Annotated in this window: 14 protein-coding genes; 8 read left to right on the top strand and 6 right to left on the bottom strand. The window is 68.3% G+C overall.

The features are described from left to right. Positions 1-6: 6 nt before the first annotated feature. Positions 7-810 (bottom strand): AraC family transcriptional regulator, encoded by an 804-nt coding sequence (locus tag WEA80_04375; protein MEX1185802.1) that lies wholly within the window; start codon positions 808-810, stop codon positions 7-9. A 249-nt stretch (positions 811-1,059) separates the two neighbouring features. Then, positions 1,060-1,416 (bottom strand): hypothetical protein, encoded by a 357-nt coding sequence (locus WEA80_04370; protein MEX1185801.1) that lies wholly within the window; start codon positions 1,414-1,416, stop codon positions 1,060-1,062. A 302-nt stretch (positions 1,417-1,718) separates the two neighbouring features. Between WEA80_04370 and WEA80_04365 the strand changes: the two genes are divergently transcribed. After that, complete coding sequence (locus WEA80_04365) at positions 1,719-2,783, top strand: DUF1028 domain-containing protein (GenBank protein ID MEX1185800.1); 1,065 nt, start codon at positions 1,719-1,721, stop codon at positions 2,781-2,783. Positions 2,784-2,792: 9 nt separating this feature from the next. On the opposite strand, the gene gcvH is transcribed toward WEA80_04365, so the two are convergent. The 4 genes from gcvH to WEA80_04345 form a co-directional block, all read right to left on the bottom strand. Next, positions 2,793-3,176 carry a glycine cleavage system protein GcvH gene (gcvH, locus tag WEA80_04360; GenBank protein MEX1185799.1) on the bottom strand — a complete coding sequence of 128 codons (384 nt, stop codon included), beginning with the start codon at positions 3,174-3,176 and terminating at the stop codon, positions 2,793-2,795. A 68-nt stretch (positions 3,177-3,244) separates the two neighbouring features. Then, the gene (coaE, locus tag WEA80_04355; protein MEX1185798.1) at positions 3,245-3,874 is read right to left on the bottom strand and encodes a dephospho-CoA kinase; all 630 of its coding nucleotides are present in this window, start codon (positions 3,872-3,874) and stop codon (positions 3,245-3,247) included. A gap of 185 nt (positions 3,875-4,059) precedes the next feature. Further along, positions 4,060-4,671: a thymidine kinase gene (locus WEA80_04350; protein MEX1185797.1), complete on the bottom strand. Its 612-nt coding sequence runs from the start codon at positions 4,669-4,671 to the stop codon at positions 4,060-4,062. Continuing rightward, complete coding sequence (locus WEA80_04345; GenBank protein ID MEX1185796.1) at positions 4,668-5,945, bottom strand: hypothetical protein; 1,278 nt, start codon at positions 5,943-5,945, stop codon at positions 4,668-4,670. Before WEA80_04345 ends, WEA80_04350 begins: the two co-directional genes overlap by 4 nt. A 76-nt stretch (positions 5,946-6,021) precedes the next feature. Here WEA80_04345 and WEA80_04340 point away from each other — a divergent pair, with 76 nt between their 5' ends. Genes WEA80_04340 through WEA80_04310 form a run of 7 tightly spaced genes read left to right on the top strand, consistent with a single transcriptional unit; the run spans position 6,022 to position 14,735 of the window. Further along, on the top strand, positions 6,022-6,300 hold the full coding sequence (locus WEA80_04340; GenBank protein MEX1185795.1) for an Lrp/AsnC ligand binding domain-containing protein: 279 nt from the start codon (positions 6,022-6,024) through the stop codon (positions 6,298-6,300). Between the two features lie 14 nt (positions 6,301-6,314). Further along, a complete protein-coding gene (locus WEA80_04335) occupies positions 6,315-7,295 on the top strand; it encodes a hypothetical protein (GenBank protein ID MEX1185794.1) in 981 nt (326 codons plus the stop codon). Next, positions 7,292-9,247: a hypothetical protein gene (locus tag WEA80_04330; GenBank protein MEX1185793.1), complete on the top strand. Its 1,956-nt coding sequence runs from the start codon at positions 7,292-7,294 to the stop codon at positions 9,245-9,247. The genes WEA80_04335 and WEA80_04330 overlap by 4 nt, the downstream gene beginning before the upstream one ends. Positions 9,248-9,251: 4 nt before the next feature. Then, the gene (locus WEA80_04325; GenBank protein ID MEX1185792.1) at positions 9,252-10,079 is read left to right on the top strand and encodes a hypothetical protein; all 828 of its coding nucleotides are present in this window, start codon (positions 9,252-9,254) and stop codon (positions 10,077-10,079) included. Further along, on the top strand, positions 10,076-11,299 hold the full coding sequence (locus WEA80_04320; protein ID MEX1185791.1) for a DNA repair exonuclease: 1,224 nt from the start codon (positions 10,076-10,078) through the stop codon (positions 11,297-11,299). Before WEA80_04325 ends, WEA80_04320 begins: the two co-directional genes overlap by 4 nt. Continuing rightward, complete coding sequence (locus WEA80_04315) at positions 11,296-13,761, top strand: SMC family ATPase (protein ID MEX1185790.1); 2,466 nt, start codon at positions 11,296-11,298, stop codon at positions 13,759-13,761. Before WEA80_04320 ends, WEA80_04315 begins: the two co-directional genes overlap by 4 nt. Continuing rightward, on the top strand, positions 13,761-14,735 hold the full coding sequence (locus WEA80_04310) for a GNAT family N-acetyltransferase (GenBank protein ID MEX1185789.1): 975 nt from the start codon (positions 13,761-13,763) through the stop codon (positions 14,733-14,735). Before WEA80_04315 ends, WEA80_04310 begins: the two co-directional genes overlap by 1 nt. The last annotated feature ends 141 nt before the right edge of the window (positions 14,736-14,876 follow it).

Below are 14,876 nucleotides of genomic sequence, written 5' to 3'. Positions count from 1 at the left end.
AACGGCTCAGTGTGCGTGGCGCATCCGCCGATAGCTGGCTGGTGTGACACCTATGCGACGCGTGAACACCCGGGTGAGGTGACTCTGATCGGTAAATCCTGCGTTCAGCGCCACCTGGGAGATCCCGATCCGCGTTTCGCCGAGCAGGTGAGCGGCCCAGTGAACACGCAGTTCGCGAAGCATGTCGCCTGGCGTCCGGCCGAAGTGGTGACGGAACGCGCGCGCGAGGTACGTCGGATCAAGTCCCGCTGCGGCGGCTACATCGCGAAGCCTCAACGGATGCCTGAACTCGTCGTGCAAGTATTCGACTGCTCGCTGAACGTTCGACGGTCGTATGGGTGAGGGGTCCGCATGCGCGGCGGAAATCTCGCGGAACAGAGATTCGACGGTCATGTGCGACGCATCGTCCGCGTGGACCCAGGCGCGCACTAGCCGCGCCGCCAGCCGGCTCAACGGTCCGTGGGCGCAATAGGCGACGCCCGGCGGCGTTCTCGGCCGGCCGCCACCCTGGTCGTCGAGCGGCTCCCGAAATTCCGCGATGAGGCATCGTGCGCCGCTCGTGCCATAGATGTTGGCGTGCGGCACGCCGGCGTGTTTCACGAGGACCGTACCGGGTGGACACCACCGCGGTCCATCGGAGAAGATCTCCGCGAATTCGCCATCGATCACCACCGAGATGGTCGCCCACTGGTGTTCGTGGCGCGGCAGGGAAAGCCCGGGTTGGTGGAACGCTTCCACGGCGCGGAAGCCGCCGCACTCCCATTCAGAAATGCCCAGCCCTTGCGACGCGGGTCTCAGGACGCTTTGCATATGGGGAAGGTAGCCGCTCTCGGGCTGAACGTTCGACGGGCTTCCTATGACGGATCGTTGGGAGCGCGCACTATGGAGCGATGTCTGTATTCGTGCCGGACCGGGACGCTGATCTTCAGGAAATGGCTTGACTGCAGGCAATCTCGTCGAGGCAGGCGTCACCGGGATGACCGCCCGGCATCACGATATGCGCCGTGAGTGCGACCGAGGTCGTGCTCAACGACCAGATGTGCAGGTCATGCACAACCGCTACCCCGGGCCGCGACTGCAGCCATTCGATGACGGCGCGTGCGTCCACCGAACCAGGCACGCCATCCAGCGATAATCCGAGCGACGATCGCAGCAGTCCGAACGCAGTCCACGCGACGTGTACTCGGCCTGCACCTGGTACGTATCGAAGAACCTCGCGTCGAGCGGGCGGCCCGGAAAGTCTACGTCGCGCTGGGCCTGGAAGGATCCGAGGAGTGAGAGGGTACCGTTGGTGCTCGTCTGCACGCCGACGCGCGTGCGACCCTCGGCGGAGCGGAACCGCGCGGCGACGGTGCTGCCATCGCCTGCGGTGTAGTCGTCGCCGGCGCGCCAGGCGCCACCGGTCACGTAGCGCACGCGTCCGGTGCGGCCGAGTGCGCCCTCGATGCTGCCGGCGAGCTCGGTGGCGTTGAGGTTGCCGTCGTAGCCACTGGAGAATCGTGCTACCGCCGGCGCACTCGCGCGATCGGGAAGCCCCTGCGTGGTTTCAATCGGCGTCGGTCGAGTCAGTGGGCTGATGTTATGTCATCTCGAGGAGCTGGTTTCAGCCCAAACCGCAGATGTCGCTGGCTCTGATCCAGCAGGCGGCGCCAAGACATGGCGGCCAGTCACGCTCCTGCGCTATTGTTGGCCCAAACCCTCTGCCCTGAACGGATCATATGAAAACTCTCCTCTGCCTCCTGCTGGTCGCCTCACCGCTCGCCGCGCAGCTGCGTCCGGTGAGCACATACTCGATCGTCGCGCGTGACTCGGCCACCGGCCAGATCGGCGTGGCGGTCCAATCGCATTGGTTCGGCGTCGGCCAGATCGTGCCGTGGGCGGAAGCCGGTATTGGCGGAATCGCCACTCAGAGTTTCGTGGACCCGGCGTACGGGAAGCTCGGGCTGGATCTGCTGCGTGCGGGCAAAAGCGCGCCGGAAGCGTTACGCGCGCTGCTGCACGGAGACGCTGCCTGCCAGGTACGGCAGGTCGGCATGGTTGACGCTAAGGGAGATGTCGCAACCTTCACCGGCAGTCGCGACATCATCGCCGCGGGCGGTATCGCGGGAAACCAATCCGCGACGACGCAGGTACAGTGCGGATCGGCGGGCGGGACGCTGCTCGTCGGGCGGGACTTCGCCGTACAGGCGAACCTGATGGCGAATGAGACGGTATGGCCCGCCATGTCCAGGGCCTTCACCGGCACCACCGGCGATCTCGCCGACCGCATGCTCGCTGCGCTAGAGGCGGCCCAGGCGGCGGGTGGCGACATCCGGGGCAAGCAGTCCGCGGCGCTCGTGGTGGTGAAGGGGACCGGCACCGGCAGGCCGTGGCAGGACCGGCTGTTCGACGTCCGGGTGGACGACCACGCGGAGCCGCTGACAGAGCTCCGCCGGCTCGTGGCCATACACCGCGCGTACAACCACATGAACGCCGGCGATCTGGCGGTGGAACACGGCGACGCCGAATCGGCGCTGCGGGAGTACGCGGCCGCGGAACGGATCGCGGCGACAACCCCGGGCATCGCCCCCAGCCGGCACGCGGAGATGCTCTACTGGCATGCGGTCGCGCTGGTCAACATGAACCGCCTGGAAGAGTCACTGCCACTGTTTGCCCGCGCGTTCGAGCTACAGCCGGCCTGGCGCGAGCTCACCCCGAGGCTGCCGCGGTCCGGGTTGCTGCCCGATGACTCCCGCCTGATCGAGCGGATCACGACGGCGCGACCAGCAGGCAGACAGCGCTGACCCAGAGCGTTACCCGGTCAACTCCGAGTACGCCTCCGCCGTAAGTAGTGTCTCCGTCTCGGCGGCGGCGTCGAGCTTCATCCGGATCATCCACCCGGCGCCGTAGGGATCGCTGTTCACCAGCGCCGGCTCCTTGTCGAGCCGCTCGTTCACCTCGACGACTTCGCCGGCCACGGGGCTGAACAGCTCGGACACGGCCTTCACCGCCTCGATCGTCCCGAACACGTCCTGCCGCGCGAACTTCGCGCCGATCTTCGGAAGCTCGACGTACACGACGTCGCCCAGCTCGCCCTGCGCGAAATCAGTGATGCCGACCTCGACCGCAGAGGGAGCAGTCGTGCGGACGTACTCGTGCTGCTCGGTGTAGCGCAGGTCGCCAGGGACGTTCGCCAATGTTGCTCCGGTCAGGGCTCGTAGAGAGACGGTGGAGCCCGAAGTCTAACCGAGCAGGCTGGGTCCGTTCAAGAAACCGGCGCTTCCTCCGTCGTCAGGGCGGACTCGCGCTCCAGCTCGGCCCAGAGCGAATCGACTTCCTTCTGTAGCACGTCGATCGACCCCGTGTTCTCGATCACGTAGTCGGCGCGCACGCGCTTCAGCTCGGCAGGCATCTGCGCGGCGATCATCCGCAGCGCCTCCGCCTCCTCGAGCCCCCGTTTCTTGAGGAGCCGCTCGAAGCGGATCGGCCGCGGCGCGTCCACCAGCACGATCTTGTCGAACTCGTCCGCCATGTGCTTCTCGAATAGCAGCGGCACCACGCATACGACGACGCTGTCGCCCCTGTGTCGCGCCTCGGCGATGGCTTCGTCGCGCCGCTTCTCGATCTCGGGATGAACGATTTCGTTCAGCTCGTCCAGTTCGTCGGGATCCTGGAAGACGGTGTTCCGCAGCGCGTCGCGGTCGAGCGAGCCGTCCGGCGCCAGAACAGACTTCCCCCAGTTCGCCGTGATCGCCTTGAGCGCGGGCGTGCCGGGCTCCACTACTTCACGCGCGAGCACGTCCGAGTCTATGATCGTCGCGCCATGGTCGCCGAGCAGGCGGCTGACCTCGGTTTTTCCTCCGGCGATGTTGCCTGTCAGGCCAACGAGAAGCATTTAAGTGCGGTATGAGAAGGAGGTGAGCCCGCCTGGACTCCGGCGCGGGGCGTACACTTTGGGGGATTCACAGGGCAGGAGCAATGCCGAGTTTCTGTAAACATATGGCGAGCGGCATAACGACGGGGAGCGTTGTGCGTTTCCCGTCGTTCAGTTGCTCCGTTGGGGCGTAAGACGGAGAGCAGTTATAACAGCGTGACCTGGGCGGCGTCCGCGGGCGGTACGGAATGGCACATGCGGCACCTCGCCTCGTACGAATCGGCCGCCCCTACCATGATCTGGGGGGATGAATACGGCGCCGGCTTGCCGTCGATCAGCCGCTGATTGCGGCTCGCGGGTCCGCCGCACATGACGCAGATGGCGTGCAGCTTGTCCACGACCTCGGCGACCGCCATGAGCTGCGGCATCGCCCCGAACGGCTCGCCGCGGAAGTCGGTGTCCGTGCCCGCCACGATCACGCGGCGCCCCCGCTGCGCCAGGTCGGTGACCACGCCGATGATCCCGGCGTCGAGAAACTGCGCTTCGTCGATCGCGATGACGTGCGCACCCGGATCCACCGCGCGCGCGAGCTGCGCCGAGGAGTCCACCGGAATCGCGTCCACGACGCGGCCGTCGTGACTGGAGACGGCGTAGAGCCCGGAGTACCGCTCGTCGAGGTGCGATTTGAACACCTGCGCCTTCTTGCGCGCGATCAGCGACCGGCGCACGCGCCGGATCAGCTCCTCGCTCTTGCCGCTGAACATCACGCCGGCGATGACCTCGATCCAGCCGCCCGCGGGTTGAAAGATCGAGCTCACCTGCGGCTGCCTCCGCGATCTCCTCCGCGTCCGCGGGGCGGGCCTGTGCGGCCCGAGTCTCGACTGCTGGGCGGTCGCTCGTCCCTGCGCGGCGGCTTGTCGTCCCGCGCGGGCTTGGGCGGCTTTGGCGCGACGGGGACCGTCAGCGCGCGCTCGCGCTCCCGCTCGAGCAGCCGCAACAGCGCCGCCGCCACCTCGACGCCGTCGTACTGCTCCAGCAACGGCTCGAGCGCCGTCATCTCCCGGAACGCGACACCGGTATCGAGCACCTGCCTCAGCTCCGCGCGCAGCGTGTCGTCCTTGCGGCGCGCCTGGCGCACGGCATCGCCCACCGCCAGCGGCTTCGCCAGTCCGCCCGTGAGCTGCTTGAGGCCGTTCAGGTCGCGCGCCTCGACGAACGCGATCACGCGCGCCGCGGTCACCGCGCGCGCGGCCTCGACGTCGGCGGCGGATAGCGGCGGATCGTAGAAGATGATCGTGTGGACGTTCTCACCGGCCGGCGCCGCGCTCACGGTCACAGGATCGTCAGCCCGGCGGTAGCCGAGCTGCGCCAGCGTCCGCCGCGCGTCGCTCTCGGACTCGGGATGTCTCGCAATCACTGCCGCCGACGGCGGGTCCAGCTCGTCGAGCAGCCGCCAGAGCGACGCCGGGCGCGCCGCCAAGGGGGTGGTGACGTACTCCATCGCCATCGGCCGAGGCTCCTCGCCGTCCGGCGCCGGCACGGCAGCCACAGCGCGGCGCGCGCGGAACATGTACCGGTCAATGAAGCTCTGGACCGCGGGCGTCACCTCCCGCACCACCAGCGTTCTGGACGCGCTCTCGGGCACCTCGGCAAGAACCGCCTCGAGCGCGGCGAGCTGGTCGCCGCCGGTCTCGATGACGTCCTCGATCCAGGCGAAGAGCACGGCTTTGACGCCGTCGAGCCGGAGCACCGACCGGGACAGCAGCGCGCGCAGGACGTCCGGGTGGCCGGCCACGGCCGGCACGGGCACCCCAGCCATCATCCGCGCTGCCCGGTGCTCGGCCGTCGCGGGGAAGAGGTCGATCCCGACCGTGCCGAATCGCTCGAACGCTCCGCGAACCACGGCGAAAGTGCTGGCGGGATCCGGGGTGATCACGAGGAATTGCGTCGCCGCGAGCGTGCTGTCGATCCGCTCCATCGACGGGGTGATGACCTCCGCGAGCGAGCTCCAATCCCGCGGCAGAACCCGGACGACGTTCTGGGAGCGTGAGCTGGTGGCCGTGGTCTCGTCGTCGGTTTTCTTGTCGGTCATTTCAGTGGTTGCCGTACATTGATAGCGTCGCCCGTTCCCGCCCGGTAATATCAGGAATCTACCACCCCGCGTCCGCATGATAACCGCGATAGTTCTCATCAAAGCCGAGCCCCGACTCATCCCGCAATGCGCGACGGCGCTCGCTGGAATCGAGGGCGTCTCGCAGGTGTATTCCGTGTCGGGCGAATGGGATCTCGTGGCGATGATCGAAGTGACCGACTACGAGAGCGTTGCGCGCGTCGTGACCGAGAATTTTCCGACGGTTCCCGGTCTCGTCCACACCCAGACGCTGACCGCGTTCCGCGCTTACTCGAAGAAGGACCTGGAGCAGGCCTGGGATATCGGCATAGAGTGAAGGTGGGTCGTTAGATGGCGCTCCTTCAGCCCGGTCCGGACGCCGCGAGCCGCGCTGCGCTGCGGTACGTGCAGCGGCTGCTGCCGGGAGTCGACGCGGTCGAGGCCGGCCAACTGTCCGATCCCGCGTTTCCACGGATGGACCCGCCGCAGCTCGCTGCGGCTCCGCTGCTCGGCGGCGGCGCGATGCGGGCTGTAAAAGTGAGCGGTGACCCGGAGGCGCGGTTCGCGGCGTTTCTCGATGGGACGCAGAGCGTGCGCATCGTCGCGCGCCACGGCGGCGTGCCCATCGTGCTCGGGATCGTCGCGGCCGGCGTGCGCGAGCGGATCGAGCGGAGGCTCGTGACATGGACGGGGTGCGCGCCGCGCGTCGAGCGGCGGCTGTATCTGCCCTTCGCGTACGCGCCGGCACTGGCGGGCGAGAGCGATCCGGCTTTTACCGTCGTGGACACGACTGACGCGAGCATGGGCGAGCTGCCATCCCGCCATCCCGCCGCGCTGCTCGAGAGCGCGATCAAGTCGGTTCGCCGGGATCGCGAGCGCGTCGAAGCGATACTGGCGGAAGCGTGGTGCGCGGCGCGCGAGGAGCCGGTCTGCATTGACGGCGGAATCGCGTCGAGCGCGCGCGTCGCGGGGTCGGGCGTGGCTGTGGGCGTGGTGAAGACGCACAACACCATTCACGCGGAGGGGGCCGACCTCGACGTCGTGCTCGGGCTCGCGCAGGGTGAGCGCACGCCGCCGTTCCGGATACAGTCGGGCGGCCGCGCTCCCGTGTCGAGCTGGTACCTGCGGCTGCGCGACAACAAGGGACACGACGCGACGTGGGGACTGGTGCGCATCGAGGCGCGCGACACGATCGCGTCCGACGCCGACGTGGACCGGATCTCCCGCTGGGTGCTGGCGGAAGCGGCGCCGCTCGCGCTCCCCGACTCTCGCTGGGACAAGATGAGCTACGGCGTGCGCAACTCCGAAGAGTTCCTGCGGGCGATCGCGTGAGCGAGCAGGCGCTGGGAAGAGTCGTAGCGACGGAGCGGCGGCCGAACACGCCGCACCAGTTCCACTTCTGGACGGCGGTCACCTCCCCCGTCGGGATCGGGACGATCGTGCGCGTGGACGGCGAGCATCCGGTGGACGGGCAGCTGCCGAAGATCTACGGCGCGGTAATCGAGGGATTCAGCTACAGCGATCTCGTCTCTCCGATGCACGACGTGCTCGGCCACGACGGCGAGCCGTCGAGCGCCGGGTTCGCGCCCACCGAGCGGACGGAGATCCGGCTGTACACCGCGGCTGTGCTGCGGATGATCCCGGAAGAGCCGCTCCAGCCGGTGCCGATGGGGTCGGTCTTTCTCGCCGACGAGAACGACGTCGCCGTCGCGCTGCGGATGGACGGCTATCTCAAGGAAGGCGCGCGCACCGGAATCCCGATCGGGATCTACCACGCGGGCGGGACGGACGCGCCGATCTATCTCGACGCGGATTTTCTCGTGGGGCCCGAAGCCGCGCACCTGAACATCACCGGCGTGTCGGGGCTTGCGACCAAGACCAGCGCCGTCGAATGGCTGCTGTCGTCGCTGTTCACGCACTTCCCGGAGAAGAAGGGCACGATCGCGGCGGTCGCGTTCAACGTGAAGGGCCCGGATCTCTGCTATCTAGACCAGCCCGGGCGGATCGAGCCGGCGGACGAGATCATGTACGAGAAGATGGGCGTTCCGGCGAAGCCGTTCTCGAACGTGCGGTACTTCGCGGCGTACGACGCCGGGGGCTACAATCTCAACACTCTCCGCTCGAATGAAGCACTGCTGCACAACGTGCAGCCGCTGACCTGGGGGCTGCGCGAGGTGTTGCAGTACGCGGAAGTGCTGCTCAACAGGGACGACGTCGACGCAAAGGCCGACGCGGTGATCGACTTCATCCGCGACAAGATCGCGGGCCGCGAGTTTCGCGACGAGCGGCTGGCGAAGCGCGCGTACAGCGTCGGCTCCTTCGCCGAGCTGGATGAGTGGTTCCGAGACGTTCTCTCGATGCTGGAGGAGAGCAACTCCGAGAGCTACCGGACGCACCACGTCGCGACGATCAGGAAGGTTCGCAACCGGCTGACCAACATCGCCCTGCGCTGCGCCGGGCTGGTCACGGCCGAGGGCACCGTGAGCGACCTTCCGTTCGGGAGCTTCGAGGACCGCGGAGTGTACGTAGTGGACGTGGCGCTCCTCGAGGAGGACGCGCAGGACCTGATCTTCACGCGCATCGTTTCCAAGCTCCGCGAGCACCTCGAGCGGCGAAACCTGGGCGTTGACCATGTGGTGGTTTTCGTCGACGAGCTGAACAAGTACGCCGCGACGGAGGGGCCGGAGACCTATGTCAGAAAAATGCTGCTCGACATCGCCGAGCGGGGGCGCTACCTCGGCCTCGTTTTGTTCGGCGCGCAGCAGTTCCGCTCGCAGGTGCACCGTCGCGTCGTCGGCAACTCCGGCACGTCGCTGTTCGGGCGGATGGACGCGGACGAGCTCGCCGCTCCCGGGTACGCGGTGTTGAGCCAGGCGGTCAAGACCAAGCTGTCCACGCTGGAGAAGGGTCAGCTGATGGTGCGGCACCCGCATTTCACGCAGCCCGTGTTCATCAGGTTCCCGCGGCCGGCGGTGATGCAGGGGCGCGACGGCGCCGAGCTGTTCCCGCAGGCGGCGGAAGTGGCGCTCGACGCCGCGGTGACGCGCTCGCTCCGCGTTCTGGATCCGACGATCTCTCTCGAGTGGGTCAAGCAACACATCGCGCTGCGGGAAGACGAGGAAGTGATTCACGCGCGCAACGCGACCGTGCTGGCGCGCCCGCGCGACGTGAAGGCGTTCTTCGCGTCGCGGCTGCGGCCGCTGGCGCCGGTGCGGGCGGAGACGCCGCGGCAGCGGCCCGCGCCCATCAAGCTTCCGGCGGGCGACGACCCGTATGGATTTTGAGCGCGTGAGAGCGCTCCGCATCCGGTGCGGGATCGGCGGCGCTGCGGCGATGCTCGTGCTGTTGCTGTGCGCGGCGCCGGCGCACGCCCAGCGCGTCCGGCTCGAGATCCGGCCGCAGGTCGGTGACACGATCCACATGCAGCTCGACCAGGAGATCGAGGTCAGCGGCACCTCGCCCGAGGCCGCGGGCGCGCCGCAGTCCATGACCGGCTCCGCGCACGTGCGGACGCGGGCGATTCCGCTGCGGCGGCTCGCGTCCGGCACCCGGGTCCTGGCGGTGACGGACTCCATGGAGATCACGCCGGTCGGCGGCAAGCGGTTCGCCGCGCCGCGCAGCGCGCTGGCCGGAGCGACGGTCACGATGATTGTCGGCCACGACGGCGGCATGCGCGTCCTCGACACGGGCGAGCACGACGGCGAGACGACGCCTTTCTTCCCGCCCGCGGCGCCCATGCTGCCCGACGCGCCGGTCAACGTCCGTGGCCGGTGGGCCCGCACGCTCGAGCTTCCCATCGGCACCCGCGCCGGCGAGACGGCGCGGGTGCAGGCGAACTTCAGGCTCGATTCGCTGAGCGGAAATGGCGATATTGCATACATCTCGATGACCGGCACGCTCACCAGGATCGGCGGATCCGGCGGTAGGGGCGGCTCGCAGCGGAGCACCGGCACGCTCGCGGGCTTCATGCAGCTGGATCGCAGGCTCGGCTGGATCACCGATACGCATCTCGTGCTGAACGTGCGGACGGTGATGACGTCGGGCGAAGACGGGACGCCGCCCGTGCAGGTGCAGATGAAGGTCACGCAGCGACTCCGCGCAATGCGAGGTTCATGAGACTAGTCCATCTGTCGGATCTCCATCTCGGCTTCCGCCAGTACCAGCGCTTCACACCGATGGGGATCAATCAGCGGGAGCACGACGTCGCGCTCGCGTTCCGGAAGGCCATCGACAAGGCGATCGAGCTGCAGCCCGATATCGTGCTGTTCGCGGGCGACGTGTTCCACAATGTGCGGCCCACCAACCCGGCGATCATTCACGCGTTCAAGCAGCTCTCGCGCCTGACGCAGATGCTGCCCGACGCTATCGTGGTAATGGTCGCGGGCAATCACGATACCCCGCGCACGTCCGAGACGGGGTGCCTGCTCAAGCTGTTCAAGCCGCTCGGGATCGAGGTCGTGGACGGCAGCCCGGAGCTGCTCACGTTCAACGAGCGGAATCTCTCCGTTCTCGCGGTTCCGGACATGGGACACAGCGAGCATCCGGTGCTGCGGCCGCAGGGGAAGTCGCGCTACAACGTGCTGCTGCTGCACGGCGAGATCGAGGGGCTACTTCCGCCGCATCTGGGGATGGCGGAGCGCGGGACCATGGAGATCAGCAAGGAAGAGCTCGGCGCGCAGAACTGGGACTACGTGGCGCTCGGGCACTACCACGTCTGGCGCGAGATCGCGCCGAACGCGTTTTACTCCGGCTCCCTCGAATACACCAGCACCACCATCTGGGGCGAGGTCGCCGAGGAAGCCGCGCTCGACGGGAAGACGTGGCGGGCCGCGGCGCCGCGTGCGCGGCTCGGCAAGCCCGGCAAGGGCTTCATCGAGTGGGACCTCGACAGCGGGAAGCAGACTTTTCATCCGATCGAGACGCGCGCGGTCATCGACTTGCCGGAGCTCGACGCGCGCGGGATGACCGCCGCCGAGGTGGATCAGGCGATCAGCGAGCGCGTGGAGCGCGAGCCGATCGACGACGCGATCGTGCGGCTGGTCGCGAAGAACGTCGCGCGGCACGTGGCGCGCGAGCTGGATCACAGGGCGCTGCGCGAGTACAAGCGCCGCGCGCTGCACTTCCACCTCGATCCGCGCCGGCCCGAGGTCATCAGGGTGCACGGCCACGCCGCTCCCGGCCGGCGCGCGTCGCTCGCCGAGCTGGTGCGCGACGGGCTGCGCAGCCGGCCGATAGACTCCGAGATCGATCGCGAGGAGCTGGTCGCCGCGGGACTCGATTATCTCAGCCAGGCCGAAGCAGTCGAGCAGCCGGTCTTCGCCGACGGGCCCGTATGAGGATCAACCGGCTCCAGCTCACGAATTTCCGGCAGCACGCGGACACGAGCATCGAGTTCGGCACCGGGATCACCGGCGTCATCGGTCCCAACGGCGCGGGGAAGACGACGATCCTCGAGGCGATCGCGTGGTGCCTGTACGGCACGGGCGCGCAGCGCGACAAGCTCGAGACGATCCGCTTCCAGCGCGCGGGCGAGCGCGCGCCGGTCAGGGTCGTGCTCGACTTCGAGCTGTCGGGCCAGCGCTATCGCGTGAGCCGGGAGCTGTCGCGCGCGGAGGTATACGTCAACGACGACGACTCGCCGGTCGCGACCACCAAGACCGGCGTGAACGAGTTCATCCAGCGCCGGCTCGGGATGACGCGCGCGGAGTTTTTCAACACGTACTTCACCGACCAGAAGCAGCTCAGCGTGATGGCCGCGATGAAGCCGACCGAGCGCGCCCATTTTCTCTCGCGCGTGCTCGGCTACGAGAAGCTGCGGACGGCGCAGGAGCTGGTGCGCGAGCGGCGCAAGACGATTCTCGCGGAGATGTCGGGGCTGCGCGCGGGGATGCCGGATCCTGAAGTCGTCGCGCGCACGCTGACCGAGGCCGGCAAGCACGCCGCCGACAGCGCGCGGCTCGCGACGGAGAAGCGGCGGGTACACTCGGAGTGCGACGCGGTGCTGCAGCAAATCGCGCCGCGCTGGACCGCGGCGCAGGAGGCGCGGGAGTCGCTGCAGAAGATCGCGGCCGAGATCCAGGTTGCCGAATCGGAGGTGCGCGCGCTGGTAGCGCGCGGCGAGCGGATCGGCGCGGACCTCAACGAGATCGTCGTCGCCGGAGCGGAGCTGGACGATCTGCGCCAGCGCACGGAGCCGCTCGCCGCGCTCACGCTCGAGCTGCAGCGGCTGGATTCCCTCTACCGCGAGGAAGGCAGGCGGCAGACGCTGGCCGAACAGTCCCGCGAGATCGCCGGGGAGATCGAGCGGCTGAGCGCCAGGAAGGCGAAGCTCGCGGCCGCGCCGGCGGAGGAGGAGACGGTCACGCTGGAGCTGGAGAAGCAGTGCGCGGCGCGCGAGGAGATCGAGGGCAAGCTGGAAGTGCGCCGTACCGAATGGGTGCGCGACACGCAGGAGGCGCAAACCAAGCTGCAGTCGCTGCTGCGGCAGCACGGCGAGGTGAAGGAGCAGCGCCAGCTGCTCGCTGGCCTCGGCCCCGACGGAGCGTGTCCCACGTGCAGCCGCGCGCTCGGCGAGAACTTCAGCCGCGTCATGGATCACCTGGCCGAGCAGATGACCGCGCTGACGTCCGACGGCAAGTACTTCCGGAAGCGGCTGAAAGATCTGGAGCAGATGCCCGAGGACATAACCGCGCTCGAAGAGGCGAAGCGCGCGGCCGTGCAGACCGTCACCGGTCTCGAGCGCCGGCTCGCGAAGGTGCAGAGCGCGGTCCAGGAGATGACGGGCGTCGCGCGCGAGCTGGCGCTCAAGCAGGAGCGCTACGCGCAGCTCGTGCAGGAGATCGCCGCGATGCCGGGCGGCTTCGACGCGGCCGAGCATGCGCGCGTCCGCGCGCGGATCGAGGAGCTGACTCCGCTGGCCGCGAAGGGAGAGCGGCTCGGCGCGCTGGCCGGGCGCGAGCCGCAGATCCGCGCGGAGTACGACGAGGTGGCCACGCTGCTCGTCGCGCACCGGTCGCGCACGCAGGAGCTGCGGGAAGCGCAGGAGAAGATCGCTTTCTCCGAGGAAGAGTATCTCTCGACGAAGGTGGAGCATGAGCGCGCCACGGAAGCCGCGCGGAAGGCGGAGATGGAGCGCATAACCGCCGAGGGAGAGCTGCGCAGCGCGAACGCCGCCGCGGACGGCGCACGCGAGGCGGCCGCCGAGCTGGCCAAGCGGGAGGAGAAGCTGGCCGCGCTCAAGCGCGCGCGCAGGATCCACGACGAGCTGGACCGGGCGTACTCCGATCTGCGCAGCGACCTGAACGCGCAGCTCCGTCCCGAGCTGTCGGAGCTCGCCAGCGGATTCCTCTCCGAGCTCACCGACTCGCGCTACTCCGAGCTGGAGCTGACCAACGATTACGATCTCACGGTGCTCGACGACGGGATCCCGAAGCCGGTGATTTCGGGCGGCGAGGAGGACGTCGCGCACCTGGTGCTGCGGCTTGCGATCTCGCAGATGATCGCGGAGCGCGCGGGGCAGCCGTTCTCGCTGCTGATCCTGGACGAGATCTTCGGCTCGCTCGACGAGGCGCGGCGGCACAACGTGATCAACCTTCTCCGCCGGCTGCACGACCGCTTCGAGCAGGTGATCCTCATCACGCACATCGAGTCCGTGCGCGAAGGGCTCGACCGCGTCATCTCGGTGCGGTACGACGAGGCGAGCGGCGCATCGCGGGTGGAGGAGAGCGCTCCGTGCGACGATCTCGCGGGCGCGCTCGCGGGAATTCCGGTGCTCGAGCCGGTCGCCGCCGCGAGCTGATGTCCGCGGCCCGGGGCTGGCGGAGCGAGCGGTCGCTGGACGGTCCCTTCCAGATCGTCGACGACGACATCCCCGCGCTGAACCGGCTGTTCAGCGAAGCGTTCACCGAGCGCTACCGCAAGGACGGGATGATGAGCGTGCGCGTGCCCGGCTTGAACCCGCAGATGTGGCAGTACGCCGTGACCGACGCCGCGCGCGGCGCGGTGCTCTGGCGCGATCAGGACGGCGGGATCGCGGCGTTCAACCTGGTGCACGCGTCCGGGACGGAGGGATGGATGGGGCCGCTGGCCGTGGCGTCGTTGCATCAGGGGCGCGGCGCGGGGAAGATGATCGTGACGCACGGGGTGGAGTGGCTCAAGGCGCGCGGCGCCCGCGTCATAGGACTCGAGACCATGCCGCGCACCATGGACAACATCGGCTTCTACTCGTCGCTCGATTTCCTGCCCGGCCCACTGACGGTCACGCTCACGTCGCCGGCGGCACTCGGCGCGACCAAGGCGGTCGAGCTGGGGCGGATGACCGAGGAACAGCGCGACGCCGCGATCACGCAATGCGCGGATCTGCTGGGCGCGCTGTGCCCGGGGTACGACTTCACCCGCGAGCTGCGGCTGACGCACGAGCTGGGGCTCGGCGATACGCTGCTGAGCTACACGGGGTCGGAGCTGCGGGCGTTCGCGCTGTGCCATTCGGTGCCGCTCGTCGAGGGCCGCGAGCGGGAAGAGATGCGAGTGCTCAAGCTCGTGGCGCGCGACGACGACGCGTTCGCGCGGATCGTCGTGGATCTCGCGGCGTACGCGCGGAAGATCGGGGCGCGGACGATGTCGGTCAGGGTGCAGGGCGCTTATCCGTCGGCGTACCGGATTCTGGTGGCGCAGGGAGCGAAGGTGCGGTGGACCGACCTACGGATGACGGTGGACGGGTACGGCGAGGTTTTGGCCAAGTCCGGCGTCGTGCTGTCGAATTGGGAGATATGACTGGACTACAACTGCGCCAACAGGGTTGGGTGAATGGTTGTTGGTGTTGGTTTTGGTTAATGACTGGTTACGGGTTCATGGTTTCTGGCTCCCGTGAGCCGACCTCTCACCGTGAACCTTCGACCGGTAGTTAACCCCCAC

The organism is Gemmatimonadaceae bacterium (assembly GCA_040882285.1).
Taxonomy (GTDB): domain Bacteria; phylum Gemmatimonadota; class Gemmatimonadetes; order Gemmatimonadales; family Gemmatimonadaceae; genus JACDCY01.
This window is presented reverse-complemented; position numbering and strand designations above follow the sequence as displayed.